This window comes from Treponema sp. R80B11-R83G3 (assembly GCF_054786115.1).
Genome location: NZ_BDHF01000413.1, coordinates 1 through 587, shown reverse-complemented (window position 1 = coordinate 587; position 587 = coordinate 1). Strand labels below are relative to the sequence as shown.

Below are 587 nucleotides of genomic sequence, written 5' to 3'. Positions count from 1 at the left end.
TCCGCGCTGTCTGATTGCGCCGGAACTACTTGGAAAATAAAAGAAGCCCCGGAAGCGAGGACTTTACGTTTGTGCATAGAAACAAGGACGCGCCCTTCATGGCAGGTTCGCATATAAAGCAAATTGCAAGAAAACCAAAAGGACGCGCATCAAGTAGCTGAAACAGAGGGCCGTCATTGGCATATCCCTCATTTCGGAGGGCGGTATCCAATTCCCGGATCGAGCGCGCGATCACGGCTACGCCTCCCATGCCCCGGACCTTTTCCAAAAACACCGATTGCTCTGGTGAGAGCCGCCCATGCGCTGCCTTGATTTCTACGGCTAGAAACCGCCCGTCCGGCAGTACTCCGATTATATCAGATGATCCCTTACGCCCAAAATGAAGCCACCTATCCGGGGCAATGCGCACTGCCCCGCAAGGGTTATTCCAAACGAAGAAACCGCGTCGTTCCAGATACAGCAGACAGTCAGCTTTGATGCGTCCTTCGGGCGTCAAATTTTCATCTCCTACGAACCTTATTTAATTCTTCAGTAAGATTAAACGGCGTTTTCGTTTTCATTTCTTCCACTCCCACTTTCCATTCTCA

Annotated in this window: 1 protein-coding gene; it reads right to left on the bottom strand. The window is 50.9% G+C overall.

Annotated elements, in window-relative coordinates:
- Nucleotides 1-25 precede the first annotated feature (25 nt).
- Complete coding sequence (locus ACYVRH_RS14185; RefSeq protein ID WP_461257521.1) at nucleotides 26-496, bottom strand: VRR-NUC domain-containing protein; 471 nt, start codon at nucleotides 494-496, stop codon at nucleotides 26-28.
- Nucleotides 497-587 lie beyond the last annotated feature (91 nt).